At 73.0% G+C, this 18,574-nt stretch carries 18 protein-coding genes; 11 read left to right on the top strand and 7 right to left on the bottom strand.

Annotation, left to right across the window (positions count from 1 at the left end):
• Positions 1–29 precede the first annotated feature (29 nt).
• The 5 genes from ABZ810_RS06055 (at position 30) to ABZ810_RS06075 (ending at position 7,508) form a co-directional block, all read left to right on the top strand.
• Positions 30–467, top strand: a complete 438-nt coding sequence (locus tag ABZ810_RS06055) for a hypothetical protein (protein ID WP_358399776.1) — start codon at positions 30–32, stop codon at positions 465–467.
• Positions 467–1,894 (top strand): hypothetical protein, encoded by a 1,428-nt coding sequence (locus tag ABZ810_RS06060; protein ID WP_358399778.1) that lies wholly within the window; start codon positions 467–469, stop codon positions 1,892–1,894. Before ABZ810_RS06055 ends, ABZ810_RS06060 begins: the two co-directional genes overlap by 1 nt.
• Positions 1,891–3,408 carry a VWA domain-containing protein gene (locus ABZ810_RS06065; RefSeq protein ID WP_358399781.1) on the top strand — a complete coding sequence of 506 codons (1,518 nt, stop codon included), beginning with the start codon at positions 1,891–1,893 and terminating at the stop codon, positions 3,406–3,408. Before ABZ810_RS06060 ends, ABZ810_RS06065 begins: the two co-directional genes overlap by 4 nt.
• Before the next feature lie 69 nt (positions 3,409–3,477).
• Positions 3,478–4,596: an AAA family ATPase gene (locus ABZ810_RS06070; protein ID WP_358399783.1), complete on the top strand. Its 1,119-nt coding sequence runs from the start codon at positions 3,478–3,480 to the stop codon at positions 4,594–4,596.
• Positions 4,593–7,508 carry a hypothetical protein gene (locus ABZ810_RS06075; protein ID WP_358399786.1) on the top strand — a complete coding sequence of 972 codons (2,916 nt, stop codon included), beginning with the start codon at positions 4,593–4,595 and terminating at the stop codon, positions 7,506–7,508. Before ABZ810_RS06070 ends, ABZ810_RS06075 begins: the two co-directional genes overlap by 4 nt.
• 316 nt (positions 7,509–7,824) lie before the next feature.
• Here ABZ810_RS06075 and ABZ810_RS06080 read toward each other — a convergent pair whose 3' ends face one another.
• On the bottom strand, positions 7,825–8,739 hold the full coding sequence (locus ABZ810_RS06080; RefSeq protein ID WP_358399788.1) for a nitroreductase/quinone reductase family protein: 915 nt from the start codon (positions 8,737–8,739) through the stop codon (positions 7,825–7,827).
• Between the two features lie 418 nt (positions 8,740–9,157).
• Here ABZ810_RS06080 and ABZ810_RS06085 point away from each other — a divergent pair, with 418 nt between their 5' ends.
• Together ABZ810_RS06085 and ABZ810_RS06090 are read left to right on the top strand one after the other, a co-directional pair.
• Positions 9,158–10,321 carry a hypothetical protein gene (locus ABZ810_RS06085; RefSeq protein ID WP_358399790.1) on the top strand — a complete coding sequence of 388 codons (1,164 nt, stop codon included), beginning with the start codon at positions 9,158–9,160 and terminating at the stop codon, positions 10,319–10,321.
• 182 nt (positions 10,322–10,503) lie between these two features.
• Complete coding sequence (locus ABZ810_RS06090; protein WP_358399792.1) at positions 10,504–10,974, top strand: pyridoxamine 5'-phosphate oxidase family protein; 471 nt, start codon at positions 10,504–10,506, stop codon at positions 10,972–10,974.
• Here the strand turns inward: ABZ810_RS06090 and ABZ810_RS06095 are convergent.
• Both ABZ810_RS06095 and ABZ810_RS06100 read right to left on the bottom strand, forming a co-directional pair.
• Positions 10,935–11,588, bottom strand: coding sequence for an SRPBCC family protein (locus tag ABZ810_RS06095; protein ID WP_358399794.1), 654 nt, complete (start codon positions 11,586–11,588; stop codon positions 10,935–10,937). The two genes, ABZ810_RS06090 and ABZ810_RS06095, sit on opposite strands and share 40 nt — an antisense overlap.
• Complete coding sequence (locus tag ABZ810_RS06100; protein WP_358399796.1) at positions 11,585–11,962, bottom strand: metalloregulator ArsR/SmtB family transcription factor; 378 nt, start codon at positions 11,960–11,962, stop codon at positions 11,585–11,587. The genes ABZ810_RS06095 and ABZ810_RS06100 overlap by 4 nt, the downstream gene beginning before the upstream one ends.
• A 143-nt stretch (positions 11,963–12,105) precedes the next feature.
• On the opposite strand from ABZ810_RS06100, the gene ABZ810_RS06105 reads away from it, so the two are divergent.
• Positions 12,106–13,026, top strand: a complete 921-nt coding sequence (locus ABZ810_RS06105; protein WP_358399799.1) for a YhjD/YihY/BrkB family envelope integrity protein — start codon at positions 12,106–12,108, stop codon at positions 13,024–13,026.
• Positions 13,027–13,054: 28 nt separating this feature from the next.
• On the top strand, positions 13,055–13,576 hold the full coding sequence (locus tag ABZ810_RS06110; protein ID WP_358399802.1) for an N-acetyltransferase family protein: 522 nt from the start codon (positions 13,055–13,057) through the stop codon (positions 13,574–13,576).
• Between the two features lie 21 nt (positions 13,577–13,597).
• Here ABZ810_RS06110 and ABZ810_RS06115 read toward each other — a convergent pair whose 3' ends face one another.
• Positions 13,598–14,041, bottom strand: coding sequence for a MerR family transcriptional regulator (locus ABZ810_RS06115; protein WP_358399804.1), 444 nt, complete (start codon positions 14,039–14,041; stop codon positions 13,598–13,600).
• A 71-nt stretch (positions 14,042–14,112) separates the two neighbouring features.
• Entirely contained in the window at positions 14,113–14,688 is a 576-nt protein-coding gene (locus ABZ810_RS06120) for a TetR family transcriptional regulator C-terminal domain-containing protein (RefSeq protein WP_358399806.1), read from the bottom strand.
• A 73-nt stretch (positions 14,689–14,761) separates the two neighbouring features.
• Between ABZ810_RS06120 and ABZ810_RS06125 the strand changes: the two genes are divergently transcribed.
• Positions 14,762–15,751, top strand: a complete 990-nt coding sequence (locus tag ABZ810_RS06125) for a hypothetical protein (protein ID WP_358399808.1) — start codon at positions 14,762–14,764, stop codon at positions 15,749–15,751.
• 112 nt (positions 15,752–15,863) lie between these two features.
• Here ABZ810_RS06125 and ABZ810_RS06130 read toward each other — a convergent pair whose 3' ends face one another.
• Positions 15,864–16,487 (bottom strand): TetR/AcrR family transcriptional regulator, encoded by a 624-nt coding sequence (locus ABZ810_RS06130; RefSeq protein WP_358399810.1) that lies wholly within the window; start codon positions 16,485–16,487, stop codon positions 15,864–15,866.
• 102 nt (positions 16,488–16,589) lie between these two features.
• Between ABZ810_RS06130 and ABZ810_RS06135 the strand changes: the two genes are divergently transcribed.
• On the top strand, positions 16,590–17,573 hold the full coding sequence (locus ABZ810_RS06135) for a hypothetical protein (RefSeq protein ID WP_358399812.1): 984 nt from the start codon (positions 16,590–16,592) through the stop codon (positions 17,571–17,573).
• Positions 17,574–17,651: 78 nt separating this feature from the next.
• Here ABZ810_RS06135 and ABZ810_RS06140 read toward each other — a convergent pair whose 3' ends face one another.
• On the bottom strand, positions 17,652–18,515 hold the full coding sequence (locus ABZ810_RS06140) for a helix-turn-helix transcriptional regulator (RefSeq protein WP_358399815.1): 864 nt from the start codon (positions 18,513–18,515) through the stop codon (positions 17,652–17,654).
• Positions 18,516–18,574 lie beyond the last annotated feature (59 nt).

Below are 18,574 nucleotides of genomic sequence, written 5' to 3' on the forward strand. Positions count from 1 at the left end.
AGCGCAGTTCGGTGCGGGTGGTGCCACTCGTGCGGCCCCGCAAGCTGGCGAAGGTCCCCTTCGTCGAGATGGCCGAGGGCCGGTTGCAGGGAGTGGTCTCGAGCGGCTCGGACATCGCCCGGGTCTACGTCTCCTCGATCACGGCGGGGACGCACGGATTCAGCTGCAGCACCAACAACAACCGGCCCTGCGGCGGGCTCGGCGCCGCGTCGCCGTGCAAGCACCTGCGGTCGCTGCTCGACGAGGCGGAGGTGCAGTACGGACGTGACCGGGTGGCGCGCTACCTGCAACTCGACGTCGGCGAGGACGCCCCCCTGATCGGCGGGCTCACGGGCGGCAAGGAGAGTGCCCCGGCCGCGGTGGTCTTCAGCCGGTTCCTGCGCCACCTGGCCTACCTGGAGCTGCCCGGCACGACCGAGCCGCTGGCCGAGATGCACTGGTTCCCTGCGACCAAGGCGGTGCTCTGATGCTCGGCGTGCAACTGGCCGCCCTCCTCGACGGCACCGGCGACCCGGCGGGCGTCACGGAGGCGCTCGACCTGGTCGACGGCTTCGATGAGGCGCTCGTCCAAGGCTTCGCCCGGCTCGGCGAGGAGCGCACCGCCGCGGTCGGCGCCCTCGTGGCCGCCCTCGCCCCGACCCCCCTCGGCCCGGCCGCCGCCGAGGCGGCCGCCAAGGTGGCGGCGGGTTCGATCGCCGAAGAGCACCTGGCCGCCCTGGCCGGAGCCCGCGCCGCCCTCTTCGGCGCGGTCCACGACGCCCTCCTCACCCACCTCGACGGCACGCTCGGCCGCACCCGCAACACCACGACCGAGCCCGCCCCGGACGCGACGGGCACCCCAGACGGCGCGGCCGGCTCGGCTGGCTCGGCTGGCTCGGGGGGTGACAATCTGCGGGCCAGTGCTCGGTCGTGGCTGCACGAGCTGGCGATCACCGGGTGGCGCGGCGTGGGCCATGACCTGGTCGCCGCCGCCGACCAGACGATCGAGGCGCTGCTCGCCGAGCCCGCCGTCCGGCCGCTCGCGGTGCTGCTCGACGGTCTCGCCGCCGAGCTCCGGGCGTTCGCCCCGATCGCGACGATGCCCGTGCTGCCCACCCGGCGCTGGGCCGACCTGTGGATGCGCGCCACCCTGCTGGCACAGGCTCCCCCACCCGCGGCCACCACGACCGAGGTCGACGGACGGCTGCTGCCCCTCGGCGTCGACGTGCACGAGCACGCGACCGCCGTGCAGATGCAGATCCACGGCGTGCTCGAGCAGGGCGACGACGTCCGGCTCATCCGGGTGAGCGTGTCGGCCACCAAGACCGACACCATCGTCGGCTCGGCGGTGTGGCGGCTGCTGGCCGCCCATCCCGTGCTGCTCGCCGCGCTGGCCGGACGCCGGAGCCTGGAGCTCACCGGCATGCCGCTGCGCGGCGGCGACCTGGTGTGGCACGACGACCGGGCCGCCGCGGGCGAGCCCGCCGACCCGTTCGCCACCGCGCGGCTCCTGCTCGCGCGGGCCGCCGCCCCCGCCGTTCCGCCGCTGGAACGCCACCCGGTGCGCATCGCCGAGCCCGTCCTGATCGAGGGCTACGGCACCGGCGACGGCACGTTCGTGCTCGACGGCGCCGAACTCGCCGTCGACCTCGACCGGCTGCCCCCGTCGGGGCCGCTGACACCCGAGCTGGTGGCCGCGTCCACCGCGTGCATCGGCCTGATGCGCTGGGACGCCGGGCGCTGGTCGGTCCAGCCGCTCGCCGTCCAGGCGACGGTCAAGCGCAAGCCCGTCGAGGCGCACAACGGCGACTGGGCGCAGGGCCCGACCGATCCCAGGATCGTCAAGGCCGAGGCCAAGGCCGGCGACGCGGTCGCCGTGCTGCGTGAACGGGCGGGACGGTTGCTGCGCAAATGACCGACATCGACTCCGAGGCCAACCGGCGGCAGGTTCTCTACTGGCGGCTGCTGGCCCGCCTGTTCGACCCCGACGAGCAGCCCGCGCTCGAGACCGCCAGCGTCGCGATCGTCGACGACATCGGGCTTCCCCCGGCCCTGCTCGACCCCGGCATCTCCATCGACAACCTCGTCCAGCGTTTCCCCGACCTGGCCACCGAGCTGACCGGTCTGATGACCGGCCAAGCCCCGACGCCCGGCGAAGACGTTCCGGGCGAAGGTGTTCCCGGCGAAGGCGTTCCGGGCGAAGGTGTTCCGGGCGAAGGTGTTCCGGGCGAAGGCGACATGGGCCCGAGCGGCAGGGGCGAAGGCTCCGCCGGAGAGACCGGCACAGGCCAGAGCGGCACGGACGAAAGCGCCACCGGCGCGATCGGTCCGGGCGAGAGCGGCACCGGCGAAGGTGGCACGGGTGAGGGTCTTCGGCCGGGGGAGGCGGGCGAGGAGGTGCGGCGGGCGGCGCTGGTGTCCAAGTTGCTGCTCAACGTGTTCTCGACCGGCTCCGGGTCGGTCAGCGCCACGCAGCTGGCGGACTGGCAGCAGGACGCCGGGTGGCTCAGGAAGGCGCTCGGCGAGGAGGGCGCCGGGGCGCTGAAGGGCGAGCTCTCCACACTCGAAGGCGATCTGGTCGGGCGCATGCATCTGCGCGAGGTGCTGGCCGATCCCAAGCTGGCGGCGCGGCTCACGCCGAGCATGTCGCTCATCGAGCAGCTGCTGCGCGACAAGTCCAACCTGTCGGGCGTCGCGCTCGCCAACGCCAAGTCGCTGATCCGGCGCTACGTCGACGAGGTCGCCGAGGTGCTGCGCACCCAGGTGCAGCAGACCAGCGCGGGCACCGTCGACCGGTCGGTGCCGCCCAAGCGGGTGTTCCGCAACCTCGACCTCGACCGCACCATCTGGAAGAACCTGCCCAACTGGAGCCCCGACGACGAACGGCTCTACGTCGACCGGCTCTTCTACAGGCACACGGCCAAGCGCACCACCCCGGCCAAGCTGATCGTGGTCGTCGACCAGTCCGGCTCCATGGTCGACTCGATGGTCAACTGCACGATCCTGGCGTCCATCTTCGCCGGGCTGCCCAAGGTCGACGTGCACCTCATCGCGTTCGACACGCGTGCCCTCGACCTCACCCCCTGGGTGCACGACCCGTTCGAGGTGCTGCTGCGCACCAAGCTCGGCGGCGGCAACGACGGGCCGGTGGCGATGGAGATGGCGCGACCCAAGATCACCAATCCGGCCGACACCGTCATGGTGTGGATCTCGGACTTCTACGAGTTCGGCCGGTCCCAGCCGCTCTACGACGGCATCGAGGCGGTGCACCGTTCGGGGGTCAAGTTCATCCCGGTCGGCTCGGTCAACAGCTCCGGCCATCAGAGCGTCGATCCGTGGTTCCGCCAGAAGTTCAAGGACCTGGGCACGCCGGTGATCTCGGGCCACATCCGCAAGCTCGTGGTCGAGCTCAAGAACTTCCTCGCCTGACCCGGCGGGCCCGGCCCGCCTCACCCTGATCTTCCTCTTCACGACGTCCTCGCTTAGGAGAACCCACGCATGACCGACGAGATGTTGCGCGCCCCGGCCGAGGTCAAGTACGCCGACGAGCTCGACTGGCTGGAGTCGGTCGACGACTCGCCCAAGCCGTTCTCGTGGCGGCTGAGCCCGCGCATGGTGCGGCTGTTCGTCCTCGGCTCCGAGCCCGCCGACGGCCTCGACCGCGAGATCCCGCAGAAGTGGTTCGGTGACCGCGGCTTCGTCGAGCGCAGCATCGTGACGCTGGCGTCCGACCGCGGGCTGCTGCTCATCGGCGACCCCGGCACCGGCAAGAGCTGGCTGGCCGAGCTGCTGTCGGCGGCCATCTCCCGCAACTCGACGCTGGTGGTGCAGGGCACCGCGGGCACCACCGAAGACCACATCAAGTACTCGTGGAACGTCTCCATGGTCATCGCCAAGGGCCAGTCCCGCGAGGCGATGATCCCCTCGCCGATCATGACGGCGATGGAGCGGGGCGTGATCGGCCGCTTCGAGGAGCTGACCCGCTCGACCAGCGACGTTCAGGACGCGCTGATCTCGATCCTGTCGGAGAAGTACGTGTCGATCCCCGAGCTCGACGACGACAACATCGTCTTCGCGCAGCCGGGGTTCTCCATCATCGCCACCGCCAACAGCCGCGACCGCGGCGTCAACGACCTGTCGTCCGCGCTCAAGCGGCGGTTCAACTTCGTGCGCATCCCGGTGGTGACCAACAAGCGCAGCGAGGCCGAGATCGTCCGGTTCCGCACCACCGAGCTGCTGCGCCGCCACCAGATCGAGCTGGAACTGCCGCCCACGCTGCTCGACGTTCTGCTGCAGAGCTTCGCCGACCTGCGGGCCGCCGCCGCGTCGGCCACCAGCGACGACGAACGGCTGGAGTCGGCGCTCTCGACCGCCGAGCAGATCGGCGTCCTGGAGGACGCGATCCTGCACGGCCAGTTCTTCGGCGACCGCACGCTGAGCGCGCAGACGCTCGCCGGGTCGCTGGTCGGCTCGCTCGCCCGCCGTTCCCCCGAAGACCTGGCCATCCTCAACAAGTTCTGGCACGGCGTGATCGAGCCGCGCAGCAAGAAGGACACCGGCGCGCCCTGGCAGGAGTTCCTCGAGGGCGGCCGCGAGGCGATCGCCAAACTGTCATGACCGAACCCCTCACCGAACCGTTCGACGCCCTGCGCACCCAGCTGCTCGACGCCGCCGCGGCGTTCGCCGACGGTCCCGCCGCCGTGCCCGGCCTGCTGGCCGGCATGGTCGAGGACGTCGACCGGGCGCTGCGCGAAGAGCTGGAGATCTTCCCGGTGTGCCACCACTCGCCGGCGTCCGCGCTGGCGATGGTGCGCCGGCTGCGCGCCAAGCAGCCCAAGGTCGTCTATCTGGAGTTGTGCGAGGACCTGCGGCCGCTGCTCGACGAGCTGCGCAACTGCCGGCTGCCGGTCGCGGTGCAGGCGTTCGCCAGCGAGATCGACGGCTTCCCGGCCGAGTGGGCGCCGCTCAGCGTCGTCGCGCCGATCACCGAGGCGTCGGCCGAATACCAGGCGATCGCCTACGCCCTCGACACCCCCGGCGTCGAGCTGGTGCTGGTCGACCGTTCGACCGACCACGTCTACCAGTGGGAGCCGCGCCCGTCCGACGGCGGCGGGCTCGATGACGGTGGCGGAGACGCCGGCGGGCACGGTCTCCCGGCGGACGCGCGCAAGGTGAGCGGACGCCCCGGCGAAACCACCGCCGGGAGGGCGGGCGCCGGCGGGACGGAGGAGGAGGCCGCCACCGACGAGGCGGCGCTGCACGGCGACGCGGTCGGCATCGAGATCGGCGACCTGCGCCCCCGCTTCGCCGAGCTCGAAGAGCACCTGCTCCACCACGGCAAGGTCCGGCACTGGTCGGAATGGTGGGACCAGTACGTCGAGCAGCCGCTGGCCGGCGCCGACCACGCCACCTACCGCCAGGTCATGGTGCTGATCGGCAGCCTCTTCCGGCGGCTGCGCCCCGACCGCCCCGACGACGGCGACCTGGCCCGCAACGAGGACCGCGAACGCTACATGTGGACGCGCATGCGCGAGCACCTCGCCGCGTCGGGCGCCGACCCGGCCGACTGCCTCTACGTCTGCGGCGCCTTCCACGCCGCCAGCCGGGTCGAGCAGTTCGGGCTGGGCGCCGAGGTGACCGAGTTCGAGATCACTCCGCGCACCGGCACCCGCTGGCAGTACGGCATGATCCCCTCCAGCCACTCGGCGATCGAGGCGCAGTTCGGGCTGGCGTCCGGCACGGTGTCGATCGCGGCCGCCACCTGGGCCAAGGCGCTCAAGCGCGGTGGTCTCAGGCCGTTCCAGCTCGAAGGGCAGAAGGGCGCCCGCAAACGCGCGAAGGCCAAGGCGGCGCCCGCGCCCGCCGCCGCGGAGCCGGTCACCGACCGGCTGTCGGGTTTCCTGTCGAGCCCGCCCGCGCTGGACGGGCTCGACGAGGCCGAGCTGCTCGGCTGGTGCGTCGACATCGTGCGGCTGGCCCGCCGCAACGGCTACCTGGCGAGCACCGCCGACGCGATCGCGGTGTTCGAGACGTCCATCCTGCTCGCCGGGATGCGCGGCCGGGCCCGCCCGACCCCGTACGACTTCCAGGACGCCGCGATCACCTGCATCGAGAAGGACGCCGTGCCGGGCCGCCGCGACGTGCGGCGCCTCTGCGAGATCCTGCTCGGCGGCGACCGGGTCGGCGAGGTCGGCTACGACGCGCTGCCGCCGCTGGCCCGCGACGTGCTCGACCGGCTCGCGCCGCTCGGGCTCGACCTGGAGCGCCGCACCATCCAGCGTGCGCTGCTCGACCTGGACGCCCGCCCCGAACTGGTGCCGTGCAGTGACCTGCTGTGGGTGCTGCGACGGCTGCTGCCCGACGACGCGGTACGTCCGATCATGGGTTCGCGGCGGCTCGGCGAACGGTCGATCCAGGAGAGCTGGGACCTGGCGATCGGCCGCAACCAGCGGTCGATCGTCGAGCTGGGCTACGAGGGCGTCACGATCGAGCAGGTGCTGGAACGGCGGCTGCGGCGCATGGTCTGGGCGCCCAAGGCCACCGCCGCGCAGGCGCTCGAGGCGGTCGAGGACTCCATCCTCTACCTGGGCGGCCGCCGCTTCACCGAGGAGCTGGGCGCGCGGGCGGTCGAGCTGCTGTCGGCCGAACGCACCGTGGACGAGGCGCCCGAGGTGCTGCGCCGCATCCGGCGTCTGCTGACGCACTACCGCGCGACCGAGCCGGAGCTCCCGGAGTGGTGCCGCTCGTTCGTCACCACCGGCTACGCGCACTACTGCACGCTGCTGCCGACCGCGTTCGTCGACGAGGAGACGGGCGTCCGGCAGGTGGCGGCCATGCTCGGGTTCCTGTTCGGCATGGAGAGCCTGGCGTTGTCGCTCGGCTGCGACCACGCCCAGCTGGAGATCGCCGTCCAGCAGTCGCACCCGGAGTCCCCGGCCAAGGTCGCGCTGTTGTGGGCGGCCAAGACCCAGCTCGGCCTGATGACGATGGCCGACCTGCGCTCCAGGTGCGACGAGCTCCTGGGCAACCCGCTCGTCGTACCGACGTTCCCGCAGTACATGAGCGGGTTCGTGCAGGCTCTGGAGCCCGCTCCGACGCTGGCGCCGTTCATGGTCGAGGTGCTGTCCAAGGCGTTCGCGCGCCTGCCCGACCACGTGCTGCTGCCCTGGCTGCCCAAGCTCATCACGACACTGCGCGACGACGCCCGCGAACTCGTCCCGGTGCTGGTCCGCGAGGCAGGCCGAACGTTCCCGGCGGCCCTGCCCGCCGTCGACACCTGGACCCCACCCTGGTCGACTCGTCCCGCAGCCCCCACCCAACCCGCGCCCGAGTCCGGCCCCGTGACCACCCTCCTCCGCGCCCACCCCAGCACCTGCGACGCCATCACGACCCTGCTCGGTATGAACGGCGACTGGCAGGAGGACGTCCAGGCATCCGGCGGCACGGCGGGCGATCCGGCGGTGGCCGCCCTGCTGAACACCCACCCCGCTACCGCGGAAGCCCTCGCCACCATCCTCGCCGCCCACTGACCACCGCGGGCCGTGCCCAAGCTCAAGGCGCCTGGGCACGGCCCGCCCGCGCCCGCCCTGCCACGCAAGCCTGCGGTCATGGTCGCGCCACTCGACGCTCGCCCGCCGTCGCGCAGGCATGGGGCGGCGGCCTCGCCGCCCCATGCCCCGGGCCGTGCCCAGGCATCTGATGGCCTGGGCACGGAGCAGGCTGCGCACGGTCTTGGGCACGCCCCGGCTCGGGCACTGTGACCGGGTATGGGTCAGACCTCGCAGGTGTCTGGGTGCGGCCCGGCGGGCGGTGCCTTAGGGGCGACCCGGGCTGTGCGGGGGCCGGTCAGTCGGTGAGGTTTGGCCAGGGGGCCTCGCCGAGGGTGTTCATTACTGGCACTAGGAGAGCCTCCTCGTGGTCGAGGTGGGCTGTGAGCTCTTCCGCCAGGCGGTCGAAGTCGGCCTGTAGGCGCGCGTTGTCACCTTCCTCGGTGGTGAGGAGGGTGTGCAGGTCGGTGCGGATTCTTGCCACTACGTGGTGCTCGTCGCGCAGCGTTCGCAAGGCGGGGCCCAACTCGGGGAACAGGCCCTCAAGGTGCGGGAAGACCACCAGGTCCTCGCCCGTGTGGTGGCGTTCGAGACCCTGGCAGAACTCGAGGCAGCGCAAACGAAGTGCCGATTCCCATGGCGGCCCGGCGGCCTCCGCGTTGGAGGCGGCATCGATCGGGCTGGTCTGGGTGGGGGTGAGCCGGGTGCGGAGGGTGGTGAGTTCTTCGCGGAACCAGGTGTGGAGCTTCACCAGTTCGTCGCCGACCGCGCGTAGCCGTTCAGCCTCGCGGGCGTCCACCCGGTGCAGGACGACCACGGGCAGGACGCGGGACGTTGCCGACTGGTAGTCGGCGTATCCGGGCGCCTCCTCGACCACGCGGGCGAAGAGGCGGTCGCGTTCCCCGCCGGTGGCGGGCACGGCGATCATCTCGGTGGTCTCGATCCGGTGGCCGTCCCCGATCTCGACCGTGACGCGGGGGTGGGCGATCAGGTTGTGGTACCAGGCGGGATGGGTGGGCGCCCCGCCGGCGGAGGCGACGATCAGCAGGCGGTCGTCGTCGCGGACGAAGCCGAGGGGGCTGGTCCGCGCCTTTCCGGTGCGGGCGCCGGTGGTGGTGAGCAGGGCGAGCACGGCGCCTTCGAACGGACCGCCCACGCGGCCGCCGTCGGTGCGGAACTCCTCGATGATCCGCAGGTTGAAGTCAGAGGTCATGTGCTGGGATTTCTCCTTTGTTCGGGGATGGTCGAACGGCACGCCGCAGCGGGCGCGGGCGTTCTGAGGGCAGGGTCGAAGGACCCCGGTGCGAGAGGGAACGCAGGCGCGGGCCGGTGGCCGCGCGCGGGCGCACGGAATCTATGCCGTCGTGCGCGAACCGCGTGAACGTGCCGCCGGGCCGATGCCGGCTCCTCGTCCGGCACCTTGATCTCGCGGCACGGAGGTCATGAGAACGCGGGCCGTACAGGGCTGTCAAGGTGACGACGGTCACCCGGCGGAACGGACCAACGTCCTCCCGAAGGTCCCCGCAACGAGGTTCCAAAGGTCCCGGCCGAGTCGGGCCACTCGGCACTCCTACGGACCCCGGGTCCGCTGCGAAGGTGAGAAGCATCGGGAGGTCGAGATGGAACGTGCGATGACGGCCGAGGCAGTGCAGGCCGCCGCCCGGCACATGGCCGCCATGCACGCCGACGCTCCGCGGCGGCTGCGGGCGCACGAGGGGGGCTCGCGGGACGCCCTGCTGGCCCGCTGGCGCGCGGGCTTCGACCAGGTCCTCCCCTTCCACGGCGAGGTCGTCGACGCCGCCGAGGTCACCGAGATCCAGCTACTCGCCCTGCGGTTCCTCGCCGGGCGGGAGGCGCTCTTCGACGCGCGTATCGCGATGGGCCGGCTGGTCGCGGACGGCGCCGGGGTGGTCGACGGCGTGGACGACGCCGCGCGCCTCGCCACCGGGCTGGAACGTCTCAACGCCTCCGCCCTGGCCGAACGGTTCGTGGGCTGGTACTCGGAGTACGCCGACGACCCCGCGCCGCCGTCGCTGCGCCACCACTATGTGGCGTTCCACGCCTTCGACCAGGTGCGCGCGGCCTGCCTCCGCGTTCGGCGGGGCGACCCGGTGGCCGCCGCCGAGGCGCGGGTGCTGACCGGCGTGGCGCTTCGCCATCTGCGGGCGGGGACGGTGTCGATGGTCCTGGTCGGCGGCGTGCCGGACGGGAGCCGGTCACGCCTGGCGGGTGCGCTGGCCGAACGTCTGGGAAGCCCGCTGCTGAGCTCGCCCGGCGGATCGCACGCCCACGACCTCTGGGCGGCGAACGGCGTGTACGCGTCGCTGCTCGACCAGGCCCGCCAGTACGTGCGGCTCGGCGAGACCGTGGTCATGGACGCCTCGTGGGCGGTGCCGAGCCACCGCGAGGAGGCCGCGGCGATCGCGGCGTTCGAGCGGGCCGACCTGGTCACGATGCGGTGCGGGCACGAGAACGCGGAGCGGAACGGCCACGACGACGGCGTCCGTACGGCCTACCTCCACGCGGTCGGCGCGTCCCGGCCCTGGCCCGGCGAGACCGTCGTCGACACCGGTGGCCCGTCGCACGTGGCGCTCGACCGGGCCCTCGGCCTCGTGCGCCCGTTCGGTGTCGCGGACGTCTGGCGGCACCGGACGCGGACGACCTCGATCAGCCGGATGAACGGGCACGCGGCGGGCGGGACGTCCGATGCCGCCGGCCGCGGTCCCGCGCGGCGGCGCCGCCCGTCCCGGCGGCCCCCGGGCGGCGGGCTCAACGCTCAAGAGCGCCTCGAATGACTCCCAGGCGGTCGGGTGGTCATGTCGAGGCAAGCGGGGCGGTCGGTGGCCACTCCCCCTGGCGCGCCGGTCGCCCCGCTCTCCCGGCTCGGATCCGGGCCGTCCGCGGGTCCGGATCCGAGGGCCAAGCTCGGGACCTTCGTCCCTGCCGACCGCGGGCGCCGATGAGCCACGCTCGGCACATGCCCATCGACAGCGCGGGGCTGGAGGTCCTGAGCAGTGACGAGTGCGCCGCCCTGCTCGGCTCGGCGGCCCTCGGCCGCGTCGTCTTCACCGACCGTGCGCTGCCCGCGGTGCAGCCCGTCACCTTCACGCTGGTGGAGGGCGACGTGGTGTTCCGGGCGGCGGAGGGCTCCAAGCTGGCGACCGCGGCGGGCAGCGCCATCGTCGCGTTCGAGGTGGACGAGTACGACGCGGACGCCAGAACGGGCTGGTCGGTGGTCGTCGTCGGACCCGCCAGGGTGGTCCGCGACCCGCTGGAACTGGCCGGCCTCGAACGGCTGCCGCTGGAGTCGTGGGCGCCGCGGGCGGTGGACCGGTTCGTCCGGATCAGCCCGCGGCTCGTCAGCGGGCGCCGCATCCCCGGCGCCCGCCCCCGTGCCTCGCGGCGGCCTCAGGACTCCGGCGCGCCCTCCTCCGGCGGCGTGGTGTAGAACGCGGTGACACGGTCGGCGGCCGCCGTCGCCGCGGCCGGGTCGGTGCCCGCCTCGATGCTCGCGTCGCGCCAGCGCTCGCTGCTGAGTTTGGCGAACGCGACCCCCTCCTCGGACAGCTGCCAGGCGGCGCCCTCGGCCGGGTCGACGGCGGGCGCGCCGGACAGGTGCAGGGCCAGGCCGATGATCCCCTGGTCCCAGCCGATGCCGACCGCGCCGGGACCGTACTGCTCCCACATCTGGTCGTCGACGTGGGCGATGTGCTCGAGCTCGAACCGGGTGCGCCCGTCCTCCTCCGGGGTCAGGCGGACCTCGATCCAGCTGGTCTGGCCGCCGTACTCCCACGTCGCCGCGAAGCTCTTGGGCGGGTCGCACCGTTCGATCGTGCCGCCGGCCTGGCCCTCGAACTGGTAGCGGCCGCCGAGCCGCAGCTCGCCCGAGACGGGCAGGAACCACCGGGGAATGCGCTCGATGTTGGTGCAGGCGTCCCACACGTCGTCGAGGTCGGCCTCGTACGCCTGGCTGATGGTCAGGGTCCTGGCCTCACCCGCCTCCAGCACGCGCGAGCCGATCGAACGCCGGACGGCGTTGATCTGGTGATTGACGTCGATCATTGATCGCTCCTCTGGTCCTCGTCCTCGGCCCGGCGCCGCTCCTCGTCGAGGCGGCGCCGGCGTTTGCCACGGGCCAGCTCGGTGCCCAGCGCGTCCAGATGCGGTGCCCAGAAACGCCGGAAGCGGCCCAGCCATTCGTCCACGTCCTGCAAGGGGCCGGCGTTGACGCTGTAGAGCCGCCGCGTCCCGTCCGGCCGGACCGTCGCGAAGCCGCTCTCGCGCAGCACCTTGAGGTGTTGCGACACGGCGGGCTGCGAGATCCCGAACTCGTCCTGGATCACGGCGCAGACAGCGCCGGAGGTCATCTCCCCACCGGCGAGCAGCTCGAGGATCCGGCGCCGGACCGGATCACCCAGGACGTCGAAGGCGTGCACGTGACCGACAATATCCGTACTCGCTTATATAAGTCAAAGACTATAGATGCACCGCCGGCGGGTCGCGGCGTTTGCCGCGCACGGCCACCGGCAATGATCACCACGTCGTTCCCCCGGCGGCTGCGGACGGATCAGGGGGACCGGTGGCGCCTCGGCGGCTGTCAGGGCGGGTGGCCGCATGGACGGCACGCGCCGAACGTACGCGGGACGCCCTGCTCGAACGGCCCCTCGTCCGGCAGGGCCACGACGCCTACCAGCGCTACTACACGCTGGGCATGCACCACGTCGCCGGCTCGGTGACCTACTTCGGGGTCCTGACCCTGTTCCCGCTCCTCGCGCTGCTGCTCGCGGCCGCGGCGAGCGTCGTCACGGCACACCCGTCGCTGCGCGAGACGGGCACGCAGGCGGTGGCGGAGACGTTCGGCGTCCCCGTCGACCTCCAGGGGCGGTACCTCTCGGCCCAGGCCCGCGCCTCCGTCCAGGCGGCGCTCGCCACGATCGGCGTGACCGGGTTCGTGTACGCGGGCCGGCTCTGGGTCGACGCCTACCGGCGTGCCTTCCGGGTCGTCTGGGGGCCCGGGGAGCCGTCCGCCGGACCCGGCTACGTGTGGCGGTACGTGCGCGACGTCCTGGTCTTCACGGTGATCGCCGCCGCGGTCACCGTCCTGGTCGTGCTCGGCCTGCTGGCGACCGGCGGCCCGTACCGCGTGTTCGCGGTGAACGGTCACGGGCTCGCCGGGTGGGCGGTCGCGGCGGCGCGGGCGGGCGCCGTGGCCGCGACGGCGGCCTGGGGGTTCCTCCTGTGCTCCGCCCTCTACCATCGGCTCGGCCGCGCACCGCGCACCCCCGCGGTGCGGTGGGCCGCCGCGCTGGCGGGGGCGAGTCTCGCCGCCATGATGATCGGCGGCCTGCTCCTGCTCAAGCACGCGTTCGCCGAGCCCACGTACGGGATCGTCGTCGCGATGCTGGGGCTGATGTTGTGGGTGAGCGCCGCCGTGCGGATCACGCTGGCCCTGGGAATGTGGGCGCGGACGGCGGCGCCCGCCCGGCACGATGATCGATAATCGGGGCAGCCGACCGAGGAGGTCACGCATGAGCGACCGCACCGGCACCCGCGCCGACGTGGTCGTCCGCCCCATGGACGCGGCGGACGCGGACGAGGTCCTCGCGATCTACCAGGCCGGGCTCGACGGCGGCGACGCCAGCTTCGAGGTGACGGCGCCCGCCTGGCCCGACTTCGACCGCACCAGGCTGGCCGGGCACCGCTACGTCGCCGCCGACACCGTGACGGGACGCGTCCTGGGCTGGATCGCCGCGTCGCCGGTCTCGCGCCGCCACGTCTACCGGGGCGTGGTGGAGAACTCCCTGTACGTGCACCCGGACGCCCAGGGGCGCGGCGTCGGCCGCGTGCTGCTCGACACGTTCATCCGCTCCACCGAGGCCGCCGAGATCTGGACGATCCAGTCCGGCATCTTCCCCGAGAACGCCGACAGCCTGCGGCTGCACGAACGCGCCGGGTTCCGGGTGGTCGGCACCCGGGAGCGCATCGGCCGCCACCACGGCCGCTGGCGCGACGTCGTCCTGATCGAACGCCGCAGCCCGGCGGTCAGCTGAGACGGCGCCGGAGCCCGGTGGTCAGGCGACCGGCTCGCCGCCGAACGGCAGCGGGCACTCCGGGGCCCGCGCGCATGTCTCCAGGTCGTCGCACCCGGCGTCCAGCGCGGCGCGCAGCGTCGCGGCCACGGCGTTCAGGTCGGCGATCTTCGCCTCCACCTCGGCGAGCTTGGCCCGGGCCCGGTCGTGCACGCCTGGCCGCCCGGCGGAGAGGCCCGCGACCTCGTCCAGCGTGAACCCGAGCCGCTGCGCGGCCTTCACCCCGCGCAGCCAGGCCACGGTCTCGGGCGGATAGACCCGGTGCCCGCCGAGGGTCCGCCGCGGTTCGGCCAGCAGCCCGCGGCGCTCGTAGTAGCGCAACGTCTGCGGATTCACTCCGGCCGCGGCGGCGACCTGCCCGCTGCGCAGCCCGGCCACGGCACCGCCCGGCCCGCCGGCGTCGCCGGACGTCCGCATCGTGTCCATGGTCCGACGATAAGCCCGTATCCGGGTACCGGATTCAAGCTCCGAGCCTCCGCCGAAGGGCGCCGCGCCGGTCAGAGGTCGTCGAGGTGCCGGGCGATGACCGCGGCCATGCGTTCCGGGGTGTTGAGATCGGGGCGCACGGCGGCGTGCACGGCGAGGCCGTCGAGGAGGGCGTGGAGGCGGTCGGCCTGCACCTCGATCTCGGCCTCCGGCACGTCTCCGGCCAGGTCATGGACGATGCGGCGGCAGCCCGCGCGCAGGACGTCGTGGCCCTGGTCGCGCAGGGGGCGCAACGCCGGATCCACCTGGGCGCGGGCGGTGAACGCGAGCCACACCTCGTTCTCGGCCTGCCGCTCGGCGTCCATCGGCAGCAGCTCCGCCAGGACGAGCTCGGCCCTCCGGCGGGGGTCCGGCTGCGGCTCCAGCGCCGCGATCCGGCGCTCGATGCGCTCGATCACCATCCGGAGGGCGAACGCCAGAAGCTCGCCCTGGCTCTCGAAGTAGTGCCGCAGCGAGCCCATCGACAACCCGGCCTCGCGCGCCACGTTGCGGACCGAGGCGTGTTCGAGGCCATCGCGGCGGATCACCCGCCAGACCGCCTCGGCGAGCTCGCGGCGGCGCTCGGCGGGGTCCACGACCTTGGGCATGGACTTTTTATAGCACACCCGTGCTACCATCCGTTTCATAGCACAGGTGTGCTAAATAACGAGGGAGTGCGGCATGCGCCTGATCACCCGTCCGGTCGTGATGCTGACCCTGCTCGGCTGGGCGCTGGCCAACGTGCTGGTGGTGGCGGTCGCCGGCGACACCCTGCCGTTCGGCTGGCCGGACACCGCCGGCCGCTCGCCCGGCGCGCAACTGGCGGACTTCAACGCCCGCGTGCTCGAAGCGCTCCTGATCATCGTTCTGGTGTGCGTGGTGACGCGGCGGCGCGCGGTGCCCGACATCGCGGCCCGCGCCCCGGAACGCCCCCGCGCCCTGCGCGAGACGTTGCTGCTCCTGGCCTACGGGACGGCGGGCATGCTCGGCGGCTACGTGCTGGCACGGGCGCTGGGCTGGCATCCGTTCGGATTCCACCTGGCCGGGTCGGTCTTCGGCACGCACGAGCACGTCGCACCGGCCGAGGCGATCACCTGGGCCGCCTACAACCTCGTGGTGTACGCGGTCGTGCCGCTGGCGTTCTTCCGGCGCCGCTACTCGGCGGCCCAGCTCAACCTGACCTCGGCCGACCGGCGCGCCGACGCCGTCCTGATCGGCATCGTGCTCGTGGTCGAGTCGGTCGTGCAGTTCGCGGCGCTCAAGCCCGCGATCGCCGACCTGGGCGGCGGGCAGCTCCTGATCGGCGTGCCGCTCACCTTCGTCCTGTTCCTCGCGGGGGCCGTGCTGCCCGCGATGATCTTCATCTACGCGATCCTGGTGCCGCGCTTCCTGCGGCTGACCGGCTCGGCGGTGACGACCGTCGTCCTCGGCGGCCTGACGTACGCGGCGATGCACTTCTGGGACGCCTGGACGTCCTTCGGCTCACCCGGCGACGCCGCGCTCTCGGTCACGTTCCTGCTGTTCACCTACTTCGCCCCCGGCATGGTGAAGACGACCCTGACCCTGCGCACCGGCAACGCCTGGGTCCACGTGTGGGCATACCACGCGCTCGTCCCGCACACCCTGATCGACACCCCCCACGTGACACACGTCTTCGGCATCAAGACCTGACCACCCCGGCACTCCCCAGCGAGCGGAGCCCCGGCGCTCGTCAGAGGGCGGAGCCCGGCGCTCGTCAGAGGGCGGAGCCCGGCGCTCGTCAGAGGGCGGAGCCCGGCGCTCGTCAGAGGGCGGAGCCCTCCACGGGCCGCTGGTCCACCGCGAGCAGGGCGTGCAGGCCGGCGCGCGTGGTCTCGACGTCGGCGTCCTCACCGAGGAGGAGGCGTTGCAGGATGAGGCCGGGGATGATGCTGGTCAGCACGATCGCGACGGCCTTCGGGTCACAGTCGGGCGGGAGGCGGCCCTCGTCCCGGAGGCGTTCGGCCACCCGCGTCCACCACAGGCGGACGTCGCCGAGAAGGCCGCCGATCGCGACGTGGATCGTGGGGTTGTACATGGCCAGCGCCCAGGCCTGCGGCGCGATCCGGACCACGCCGCTCGGGCCCATGCGCTCGATGACCCCGTGCGCGAAGCGGGCCACGATCTCGTCGAGCGGCGGCAGCTCCTCCTCGCCCAGGATCTCTTCGAGGAGGGCGGCGACCAGCGGCTGGCTGCGGGCCGCGATGGCGCCGATCAGCTCGTCCTTGCTGCGGAAGTACCGGTAGACGGCGCCGGCGGACAGGCCGGACTCCTTGAAGATGTCCTGCAGCGAGGTCTCGTGGAATCCCTTGCGCGCGAAGCAGCTTCGCGCGGCGTCGAGGATCTGCCGGCGGCGGCGTTCGCGGTGCTCTTCGGTGACTCGGGGCATGCCTCAATATAAAAACGAACGTCCGTTCTTGACAACCTTCCGATGGCGGGTTCAGACTCGGAGACGTTAAGAGAACGGACATCCGCTTTAGATGGAGCCACCATGAAGCCCCCCATCGCACTCCGCACCCTCGGCATCGCGGTGGTCGCCGCCACCGTCCAGCTGATCATGATCATCGCGTTCGCCTGGCCCGCCACCCAGATGGCTCCCCGGGACGTGCCGCTCGTGGTCGCCGGGCCACAGGCCCCGGCCGTCGCGCAACAACTCGAACGCAGCCAGCCCGGCGCCTTCGAGATCACGCGGAAGGCCGACGAGGCCGCCGCCCGGCAGGCCCTCGCCGACCGCGAGGCCTACGGCGCGATCGTCACCACCCCGAACGGGCCGCGCGTGATCGTCGCCTCCGCCGCGAGCCCGCTGGTCTCCCAGCAGCTCACCCAGGTCGCCCAGCAGATGGCGGGTGTCAAGGCGATGCCCGTCCAGGACGTCGTCGCGGCGGACTCCGACGACCCGCGCGGCGCCGGCTTCGGCACCCTGGTCCTGCCGCTGATCATGTCCGGCCTCGCCGGCGCGGTCATGATGACCTTCCTGATCAAGCCCCTCCGGTGGCGGCTCGCCGGCGTGATCACCTTCTCGATCCTCGGCGGCCTGGTCACCGCGGCCGTCGCGCAGGGCTGGTTCTCCATCCTCCCCGGCTCGTACGCCGAGGTCGCCGGGGTCATGGCGCTGGCGATCCTGGCCGTCGCCGGCACCGTCGCCGGGCTCGCCGCGGCGATCGGCCAGGCCGGGATCGGCGTCGGCGCGCTGACCTTCCTGCTCCTCGGCAACCCGCTGTCGGCCGCCACCGCCGCCCCCGAACTGCTCCCGCAGCCGTGGGGGGCGATCGGCCAGCTGCTGCCCCCGGGCGCCGCGGTCTCGCTGCTCCGCTCGGTCGCCTTCTTCGACGGCTCCGCCGCGGCCGGCCCGCTCACCGTCCTGCTCGCCTGGACGGCCGGGGGCATGGCCCTCTTCGGGATCGGCGGCCTGCGGGCGCGCAAGACGCGCGACGCGGCGCCCGCCGCGGAACGCGAGCCCGCCCTCGCCTCCTGAGCCCCGTGCCGCTGAGGCCGGAGTCCCACCCGGGACCCCGGCCTCAGTGGCGTCCGGACGCAGGAACGTCCCAGGGGGTCAGGCGGTGAGGATGCGCAGGGCGCCGGGCTGGCGGCCGGTGAGGAGGTCGAGCGCCCGGGCCGTCGCGTCGTCGGCGGGAACGTGGACGACGAGGCGCTGCGCGTCGCCCTCGTTCAGTTCGAGCACCTCCCGCGCCAGGCGCAGCTCGCCCGCCTCGGGGTGGTCCAGGCGTTCGGCGCCCAGCGGCTTGGGCGGGCTCGTCGGGATCTCCAGCCGGTCCGAGAACGCGGCGCCCGCGGTGACGATGAGGTCGTCGACGATCTCCTTGACGTGCGGATCGGTGCAGTCGGAGCGGTACCGCAGGTCCGTGACCAGCTCGTCGGCGACCCGGTCCCAGTCCGGGTAGGCCGCCCGGGCGCGGTCGTCGGTGAAGACGTAGTAGAGGACGTTCGGCCGGTCCCCGTCGAGCAGGCCGAGCGGCCGGGCGATGCGTTCGTAGCCCGTGGTGCAGGCGAGCACGAAGCCCAGCCGGTTGAGCAGGACCGCGGGCGCGGGCTCCAGGCTTTCGAGCACGGCCCGCACCGTCGGGCGCACCGTGAAGCTCGGCGGCAGCGAGGCCCCCGGGCAGAGCGCGCCGATCGCGCCGCTGCTCGCCTTGGCCAGGTGCCTGAGGTGAACGCGCTCCTCCATGGTCATGCGCAGCGCGCCGGCGAGCGCGGCCAGCACCTGGACCGAGGGGTGGCGGTCCCGGCCCTGCTCCAGCCGGGTCAGGTACTCGACGCTGATCCCGGCCAGCGTCGCCAGCTCGGACCGCCGCAATCCCGGCGTGCGACGCCGGGCGCCCTCCGGCAGCCCGACGTCCGCCGGCTTGACCCCCTCGCGGCTCGTCCTGATGTATCCGCCCAGCTCGTTGTCGCCCACGATCCGCAATGTACCCGCTCGCCCGTTCCCGGATCGTGGCCCCGCCAGGGCCAGCCTGA

It is taken from the genome of Spirillospora sp. NPDC047279, assembly GCF_040643285.1.
In the GTDB taxonomy this organism is placed as follows: Bacteria; Actinomycetota; Actinomycetes; order Streptosporangiales; family Streptosporangiaceae; genus Spirillospora.

Coding starts and splice junctions, on each gene's coding strand:
- ABZ810_RS06060 (WP_358399778.1), top strand. CDS start 467: ATGCTCGGCGTGCAACTGGCCGCCCTCCTCGACGGCACCGGCGACCCG.
- ABZ810_RS06065 (WP_358399781.1), top strand. CDS start 1,891: ATGACCGACATCGACTCCGAGGCCAACCGGCGGCAGGTTCTCTACTGG.
- ABZ810_RS06070 (WP_358399783.1), top strand. CDS start 3,478: ATGACCGACGAGATGTTGCGCGCCCCGGCCGAGGTCAAGTACGCCGAC.
- ABZ810_RS06075 (WP_358399786.1), top strand. CDS start 4,593: ATGACCGAACCCCTCACCGAACCGTTCGACGCCCTGCGCACCCAGCTG.
- ABZ810_RS06080 (WP_358399788.1), bottom strand. CDS start 8,739: ATGACCTCTGACTTCAACCTGCGGATCATCGAGGAGTTCCGCACCGAC.
- ABZ810_RS06085 (WP_358399790.1), top strand. CDS start 9,158: ATGACGGCCGAGGCAGTGCAGGCCGCCGCCCGGCACATGGCCGCCATG.
- ABZ810_RS06090 (WP_358399792.1), top strand. CDS start 10,504: ATGCCCATCGACAGCGCGGGGCTGGAGGTCCTGAGCAGTGACGAGTGC.
- ABZ810_RS06095 (WP_358399794.1), bottom strand. CDS start 11,588: ATGATCGACGTCAATCACCAGATCAACGCCGTCCGGCGTTCGATCGGC.
- ABZ810_RS06110 (WP_358399802.1), top strand. CDS start 13,055: ATGAGCGACCGCACCGGCACCCGCGCCGACGTGGTCGTCCGCCCCATG.
- ABZ810_RS06115 (WP_358399804.1), bottom strand. CDS start 14,041: ATGGACACGATGCGGACGTCCGGCGACGCCGGCGGGCCGGGCGGTGCC.
- ABZ810_RS06120 (WP_358399806.1), bottom strand. CDS start 14,688: ATGCCCAAGGTCGTGGACCCCGCCGAGCGCCGCCGCGAGCTCGCCGAG.
- ABZ810_RS06125 (WP_358399808.1), top strand. CDS start 14,762: ATGCGCCTGATCACCCGTCCGGTCGTGATGCTGACCCTGCTCGGCTGG.
- ABZ810_RS06130 (WP_358399810.1), bottom strand. CDS start 16,487: ATGCCCCGAGTCACCGAAGAGCACCGCGAACGCCGCCGCCGGCAGATC.
- ABZ810_RS06135 (WP_358399812.1), top strand. CDS start 16,590: ATGAAGCCCCCCATCGCACTCCGCACCCTCGGCATCGCGGTGGTCGCC.